General features: G+C 37.3%; 4 protein-coding genes. All 4 read left to right on the plus strand.

All coding sequences use genetic code 11. The features are described 5' to 3' along the window. On the plus strand, positions 1–118 hold a 118-nt coding region (locus tag IQ264_RS29810; RefSeq protein WP_193985856.1), incomplete at its 5' end, for a transposase. Positions 119–488: 370 nt separating this feature from the next. Then, complete coding sequence (locus IQ264_RS29815) at positions 489–5,873, plus strand: trifunctional serine/threonine-protein kinase/ATP-binding protein/sensor histidine kinase (protein ID WP_228061919.1); 5,385 nt, start codon at positions 489–491, stop codon at positions 5,871–5,873. Positions 5,874–5,912: 39 nt separating this feature from the next. After that, complete coding sequence (locus tag IQ264_RS29820) at positions 5,913–7,151, plus strand: ATP-binding protein (protein WP_193985858.1); 1,239 nt, start codon at positions 5,913–5,915, stop codon at positions 7,149–7,151. A gap of 235 nt (positions 7,152–7,386) precedes the next feature. Then, positions 7,387–8,481 carry an Mrp/NBP35 family ATP-binding protein gene (locus IQ264_RS29825; RefSeq protein ID WP_193985860.1) on the plus strand — a complete coding sequence of 365 codons (1,095 nt, stop codon included), beginning with the start codon at positions 7,387–7,389 and terminating at the stop codon, positions 8,479–8,481. Positions 8,482–8,523: the final 42 nt, after the last annotated feature.

Here is an 8,523-nt window from a genome sequence, read left to right on the forward strand (position 1 = left end):
AGCTCTCTGGAGTCCTAGCTATTTTGCTGTGTCTGTAGGTGGTGCACCACTTGAAGTTTTGAAGCAATATATCAAAGAGCAAAGCCGCCCTAAAGGGTCGGGGCTTGCATCCCATTAATTTTGGTCAATTATAAAAATTACTTTAAATATCTACATCAATATAAAATTTATTCTCTTTATTTAAATTAAATTTGCAGCATTTATACTTAAAATTTTCAACTCTTTGACTTCTACGCTTTGGGCTATTGCATCTGTCAAAATTGAGTGTGTGAAATGTGGTATCAAATAAGGAAAACAAGTATTTGCACGGATGACAAATTTAATTTTTTATCTAAAATACTAGCTTAATAAAACAGTTGAGTTACTCAATAGTTCAATATTAAAAATTTTTAATAAACCCTTAAATTTTATTACTTATTTGTTATTTTTATTGTAACTAATACTAAGGTAAATATATCAACTTAATGAATATTGTTGTTTCAAGTATTATGAACATCGTTGGTTATAATTTGCTGCATAAAATTTATGAAAGCTCTAATTCGCTGGTTTACCGAGGAATCCGAGAAGTAGACGATCGACCCGTAATCCTTAAAGTACTCAAACAAGAATATCCGCCACTAACTTCTCTGATTCGTTACAAACAAGAATACGAAATTACTCACAACTTGAATATAAGTGGAGTAATTAAAGTTTATAGCTTAGAGAAATATCAAGCTAGTTTAGTAATGGTGTTGGAAGATTTAGGAGCAGAGTCGCTAAAAACAATTATCAAAAGTCAAAAATTAGATTTAAATAATTTTTTAAAAATAGCTATTAAGATTACGCAGATATTGGGTAAAATTCATCTTGCCAATGTCATTCATAAAGACCTGAATCCTTCTAATATTGTTTTCAATATTCAGACTCAGGAACTTAAAATTATTGATTTTGGAATTGCTACAGTTTTATCCCGTGAAAATCCTACAATCAAGAATCCAAACGTTTTAGAAGGAACGCTCCCTTATATGTCGCCAGAACAAACAGGGAGAATGAACCGAGCAATGGATTACCGGACTGACTTTTATTCTTTGGGTGTGACTTTTTATGAATTGCTAACTAATCAATTACCCTTTCAGACTACTGATGCAATGGAGTTAGTTCATTGCCATATTGCCAAAGAACCAATACCTCCTGATAAAATTAATTCTGAAATTCCGGTAGCTATTTCAGACATAGTAATCAAACTATTAGCCAAAACTGCGGAAGAAAGATACCAAAGTGCTTGGGGAATTGAAGCAGATTTAGAAGGATGTTTGGCTCAGTTACACGCTAAAGGTGAAATTATTCAATTTAGTTTAGGTCAACAAGATATTTCCGATAAATTTCAAATACCGCAGAAACTTTATGGTCGGAAACAGGAAGTGGAAACTTTGTTAACTGCGTTCGATCGCGTCAGTCAAGGAACAGCTGAAATGATGTTAGTTTCTGGCTACTCAGGGATTGGTAAATCTGCCTTAGTCCAAGAGATTTATAAACCAATTACGCGGCAAAAAGGGTATTTTGTTGCTGGGAAGTTTGACCAGTTTCAGCGCAATGTTCCTTATTCTGCGATCGTCAATGGCTTGCAGTCTTTAGTGCGTCAAATTCTCACAGAAAGCGAGGAACAATTAAAAGATTGGCAAGAGAAACTGTCGATCGCGCTAGGTACAAATGGACAAATCATTATAGAAGTTGTTCCCGAAGTCGAATTAATTATTGGGTCACAGCCACCAGTCCAAGAATTAGGGCCTGCGGAATCACAAAATCGCTTTAACTTAGTATTTCAAAACTTTATTCGGGTATTTTGTCACCGCGATCACCCGTTAGTCATTTTTCTAGATGATTTACAATGGGCAGATTCGGCAACTTTGAACTTAATTGAGATTATGATGACGGATGAAGATATGCGTTATTTATTCTTAATTGGCGCTTATCGAGATAATGAAGTTCATCCTACTCATCCGTTAGTAACTGCGCTAGACAATCTAGCTAAAAAAGGTGCGATTCTGCATGAAATTACTTTGCTACCTTTAGAACTTGAACATATCACACTCTTAATTGCAGAAACGCTGCATAGCGATCTAAAATCTGTCGAAACTCTAGCAGCATTAGTGATGCGGAAAACCGAAGGAAACCCATTTTTTATCAATCAATTTTTGAAGACTCTTTATCAAGAAAATTTACTCAGTTTTGAAAACCAAAAGGTAATTTCATCGGCAGCTATTCAAGGAAAATGGCACTGGGATATCGACCAAATTGAAGCAATGGGTATTACAGAAAATGTCGTTGAGTTAATGATTGGCAAGCTGAAAAAGCTGCCAGAATTAACTCAACAACTACTTCAGCTAGCAGCTTGTGTGGGTAATAGCTTCGATTTACGGACGCTAGCAATTATTTCCGAAACGGAAGCAGTAGAAGTATTTCGCGGTCTTTTACCTGCCATTGAAGAGGGGTTAATTTTTGCCACTTCTGATTTAGAAATTACAGACGAGGAAGTAATTAAGTCTCATTTGGTAATTCTTACTTATGCTTTTTTGCACGATCGAGTACAACAGTCAGCTTATGCTTTGATCGATCGCCAACGTCAGCGTGAAGTTCACCTGCAAATTGGGCAACTATTATTAGCAAACATTTCTCTGGAACAACGATCGGAAAGAATTTTTGAATTGGTAGATCATTTAAACATTGGTTGGGAACTTTTAGTCAATGATTCCGAAAAAATTGAATTAGCTAATTTAAATTTATTAGCAGCTAGAAAAGCTAAAGACTCTCTAGCTTATGTAGCAGCTAAAAACTATTTGCGAACTACTTTAGAAAATTTATCTACTGAGATTTGGCAAACCAATTACAACGAAGCATTTGCCTTATATAAAGAATTGGCTGAATTAGAGTATTTAACTGCCAATTTTGAAGAATCACAAGCCTTAATTGAAATAGCAGTCAATCGAGTGGAATCAGCCCTAGAGAAAGCAGAACTCTACAATATGCTGATCGTACAATATACGCTTTTAATGAAATATGAAGAAGCAATTCAAGCAGGATTAACAGCACTCAGATGGCTGGGATTTGACTTGCCTGAAACAGATTGGTTAACCGCAGTCGATCGAGAACTTGCGGCAGCAAGAGCCAATTTAAGTAATCGAGAGATTACCGCTTTAATTCATGAAGAGAAGATGAAAGATATCGATAAAAAAATGGCAATGAAATTGCTCAGCAATATGGGGCCATTAACATTCTTTTCACATCAAGATATCTGGAAATGGACTGTTGTTAAAGCCATCAATCTTTCACTGGAGTATGGTTTTGTCGCAGGAGGTTCTTACTGTTACTCTTGTTATGGAATTTTATTGAGTGCGATATTAGGTGAATATCAAGCTGGTTACGAGTTTGGGAAGTTATCTTTGGCTTTAAGTGAAAACTTTAATAATTGGTCTCAAAATTGCCAAGACAGCGTGATATTTAGTAATTATTTAAATTGTTGGATTAAACATATCAAATCTAGCAATTCAATTAATGATGAAGGATTCAAAATAGGAGTTGAATCGGGAAACTTGCAGTGGTCGGGCTATAACCGAATGTTTCAAGCGATCACTTTGTTTTATCAAGGAATTAATTTAGACCGGATTTTAGAAGAATTTGAAGACTTTTTATGGTTTTGCAACAAAACAAAAAACCAATGGTCGAGTGATATCATCCTGGCTAATAAACTGGCAATATTGAAGTTAATTGGGAAAGAGGACGAAATTGTTGAAAAGGAGTATTTCGAGAGCTTCCAACAGCATAAAAGCATGGCAGCAATTTGTGAATATCACGTATTGAAAGCGCAAGTTCTTTACCTCTATCAAGATTACGATCGCGCATTGCAATGGGCTTTATCAGCTTTAGAACTGATCGATTTTATCATGGGACATATTTCTAGCTCCCATCATACCTTTTACTATTCGCTAATTTTGACAGCACTATATCCATCGGCTTCTAAGAAAATCCAAAAACAATACAAGGAAATCTTAGTCAGCAATCAAAAACAAATGAAAATTTGGGCGGATAATTGTGCGGAAAACTTCTTACATAAATATTTGTTAGTTGAAGCAGAAATTGCTCGCATTTCTGGCAGAGATTTAGAGGCAATGGAATTGTACGATCGCGCGATCGCTTCGGCTGGAGAACATGAATTTATCCAAAATGTAGCACTAGCTAATGAGCTTGCTGCAAAATTCTGGTTAAGCAAAGGAAAGACAGAATTTGCACAATTGTATTTGAAAAAAGCTTCTTACAATTATCAGCTTTGGGGAGCTTTAGGTAAGGTGGAAGATTTAGAAAGAAAATACCCTCAATTACTGGTGCAACCGCAAGAAATTAGTGTAAATAAAAATTCTCTTTCTGCTCAAGCTAAGTTCACAATAACAACTTCAACCTCTAGTAGTTCTAATCCTGGGGTTATCCTAGATTTAGCAACCGTTATGAAAGCTTCCCAGACAATTTCTAGTGAAATTTTCTTGGAAGAACTGCTGAACAAATTGATGACAATGATGATCGAAAATGCAGGCGCACAAAAAGGTTTTTTGATTCTCAATCGAGATGGAAAAATGGTTTTAGAAGCAGCCAAAATTATGGAACAAATAATCGTTCCGAATTCTATACCAATTGAAAATACTAGCGACCTAGCTTTGTCAGTAGTTAATTATGTGGCAAGAACTCAAAAAGATGTAGTTATTCCCGATGCAATTAACGATTCAACTTTTGCCCTTGATTCTTATATTCAATGGCAAAAACCTAAATCTATTTTAGCTGCACCGATCGTCAATCAAGGGCAATTAATTGGCATTCTATACTTAGAAAATAATTTAACAACGGGTGCTTTTACTAACGAAAGAATAGAAGTATTAAAAATTCTGTGTTCTCAAGCTGCTACTGCTTTAGTTAATGCTCTATTGTACGAAAAATTAGAGGATTATTCTCGTACTTTGGAAATTAAAGTGGAAGAGAGAACTCAAGAACTTCAAGAAAAGAACGATCGCTTAGCGCAAACTTTAGAACAATTACAAACGGCTCAAAAACAAATTGTAGCTCAAGAAAAACTAGCTTCTCTCGGTTTATTAACCGCTGGCATTGCTCATGAAATTAGAAATCCTCTTAACTTCGTCAATAACTTTGCTTCTGTATCAGTAAATTTGGCAGATGAACTAGAAGAAGAAATGGAAACTCAAATAGAAAACTTTAACCCAGAATCAGTTGATTTAATCAAAGAAATTTTAACCGATCTGCGAGACAATATGACGGAAATTAGTCAGCAGGGACAAAAAGCTCAGAGCATTATAGAAGGAATGTTAATGCACGCTCGTTCCGATAGTGGAAAAGGGCAATTGACAGATATTAATGCTGTTTTGGCGGAAGCAGTCAAGCTAGTTTATCACGGTAAGCGAGCTAAAGATTTTACCTTTAACATCACTATTGATGCCAGTTACGACAGTTCGATCGAACCTATACAAATAATCCCTCAAGATATTAGTCGTGCCTTGGTTAATATCATCAATAATGCTTGTTATGCAGCCGCCAATAAAAAGAAGGAAAATCAGGAAGATTTTACACCTATGCTAATTGTAAAAACCTTTAATCGTAATGAAAATGTAGAAATCATAATTCGTGATAATGGAAAAGGAATACCTGAAGATATTCGAGAGAAAATTTTCAATCCATTTTTTACAACCAAACCAACTGGCGAAGGAACAGGTTTAGGTTTATCTTTAACTTATGACATAATTGTTGGGCAACATAAAGGCCAAATTAGAGTCGAATCTGAGCTAGATAAATTTGCCGAATTTATTATTACTTTGCCTAAATTTAACAAAATTTAGAAAAACAATCATTTTTGAAAATATCAAGGAAGTATAATTATGACTGCTAAAATACTGGTTGTAGATGATGAGCTACCAATTGAACGTTTAATTTGTCAGCAATTTAGAAAAAAAATCAGAGCTAAAGAGCTAGAGTTTGTTTTTGCACACAACGGATTAGAGGCGTTAGATAAATTAAAAGAAGATGGTCAAATCGATATGGTGCTGACCGATATTAATATGCCAGAAATGGATGGTTTGACCTTATTAGAAAAATTGAAAGAACTTGAACTAAATGTGAAAGCAGTAGTCGTTACTGCTTACAGTGATATGGAAAACATCAGGAAAGCTATGAATAATGATGCGTTTGATTTCTTGATGAAACCGATTAACTTTGACGATTTAGAACTTACTATTAATCGCACTTTAGAAACCGTTCGCCAGATCAAACAAACCCAATATCAACTACAACAAGTACAAACTCAGTTGATTCAAAAAGAAAAGATGTCAGCTCTGGGACAGTTGGTAGCGGGGGTGGCGCATGAAATTAATAATCCAGTTAATTTCGTAGCTGGTAATTTAACTCATGCGCGAGATTACATTGAGGTGATGCTGCATCTTTTGCAGTTATATCAGCAACACTATCCCGAACCAGTTACTCAAATTAAAGCCGAAACAGAATCGCTCGACTTGCAATATTTGATGGAAGATCTGCCTCAGTTGATTTCATCAATGCACGTAGGCATAGATCGGATTAATCAACTAATTGTTGCGCTCAAAACTTTTTCCCGCGCTGATAGTTCTAATAAAATTCCTTTTAATATTCATGAAGGATTAGATAGTACGCTTTTGATTTTGCGCCATCGGCTGAAAGCCTGTAGCGGTCATCCGGCGATCGCAATTATTAAAGAATATGAAAATATCCCCCAAGTGCATTGCTATCCAGGGCCATTAAACCAAGTATTTATGAATTTGTTGGCTAACGCTATTGATGCCATAGACGAATTAACCCATCAAGGCCAAATAATTCAACAACCAACCATAAAAATTCGGACGGAAGTAGTAGAAAAAGGCTGGGTTGAAATTCGGATTTCTGACAACGGACTGGGGATGACAGAAGAAGTCAAACAACAATTATTTCAACCAATGTTTACCACTAAACCATGCGGTAAAGGAACTGGATTAGGCTTATCTATCTGCCAACAAATTATCTATGAAAAACATCAAGGTTCGTTAACTTATTGCTCGGAACTAGGAAAGGGAACAGAGTTTACAATTAGACTTCCGGTTGGAGGGTAGCGATCGCAGCAAAAAGGCTCCAAGGCAAAGGACTCCAAGGCAGAAAGGAAGAAGGCTTTGTAGAAGCGGGTGAGAGTTGTTAATTCTTCTGTTATGATGACAAAATTTTCTTCTAAACCCGCCCCTACATTTAGCTATTTTCAGCTGCTCAATCATTTCTGCGATACTGCACTAGTGTTAAGATTTTATAACGAAATAACCTCAAATCACCCCTAAAAACAAGGGGAGAACACTAATGTCAGAAGTTCTCGATGTCAGCACAATTTTAGAAGTGTTGCGACCAGTCCAAGACCCGGAACTCCGCAAAAGTCTGGTGGAATTAAATATGATTCGCAATGTCAAGGTTGATGCTGGCAATGTCAGTTTTACTCTTGTGTTGACGACACCTGCCTGTCCTTTGCGCGAGTTTATAGTTGAAGATTGCCAAAAGGCAGTGAAAAAATTACCTGGGGTGACAGATGTCAAAGTTGAAGTCACCGCAGAAACACCTCAGCAAAAATCTTTACCTGACCGCACTGGCATCGCTGGAGTAAAAAATATATTAGCCGTTTCCAGTGGTAAAGGTGGCGTAGGCAAAAGCACTGTTGCCGTAAATGTCGCCGTAGCTTTAGCGCAAACTGGCGCGAAAGTGGGGATGATTGATGCCGATATTTATGGCCCGAATGTCCCCACCATGCTGGGACTTTCCGAGGCGAAGGTAGTAGTACGGCAAACTCCACAAGGGGAAATTTTGGAACCAGCTTTTAATCACGGCGTAAAGATGGTTTCAATGGGCTTTTTAATTGATAAAGACCAGCCTGTGATTTGGCGTGGCCCAATGCTGAATGGCATTATCCGACAGTTTCTTTACCAAGTGGAATGGGGCGAACTGGATTATTTAATTGTGGATATGCCTCCCGGAACAGGGGATGCTCAGTTAACTTTAGTCCAAGCAGTGCCAATGGCGGGTGCTGTCATTGTCACTACTCCGCAAAATGTAGCTTTGTTGGACTCTCGGAAAGGGTTAAAGATGTTCCAGCAGATGGGAGTGCCAGTTTTGGGCATTGTGGAAAATATGAGTTATTTTATTCCGCCTGATTTACCCGATACGCCTAACGGCACGCTGCGCGAACGCCAATATGACATTTTTGGCTCTGGTGGTGGCGAGAAAACCGCAACAGAATTAGGTGTACCCTTACTTGGTTGTATACCTTTAGAAATAGCCTTGCGTGAAAGTGGCGATCGCGGTATACCTATTGTGGCTGCTGACCCAGATTCCGCCTCTGCCAAAGCCCTAAAGCAAATAGCCGGACAAATAGCCGCCAAAGTTTCTGTTGCTGCCTTAGCTTAGGAGAGCAGGGGAGCAGGGGAGCACAGGAAATGGGGGGATGGG

This window comes from [Phormidium] sp. LEGE 05292 (assembly GCF_015207735.1).
GTDB lineage: Bacteria > Cyanobacteriota > Cyanobacteriia > Cyanobacteriales > Aerosakkonemataceae > Floridanema.

Excerpts from the sequence above, each read along its gene's own strand:
- IQ264_RS29815 (WP_228061919.1), top strand. The coding sequence starts at position 489 with ATGAACATCGTTGGTTATAATTTGCTGCATAAAATTTATGAAAGCTCT.
- IQ264_RS29820 (WP_193985858.1), top strand. The coding sequence starts at position 5,913 with ATGACTGCTAAAATACTGGTTGTAGATGATGAGCTACCAATTGAACGT.
- IQ264_RS29825 (WP_193985860.1), top strand. The coding sequence starts at position 7,387 with ATGTCAGAAGTTCTCGATGTCAGCACAATTTTAGAAGTGTTGCGACCA.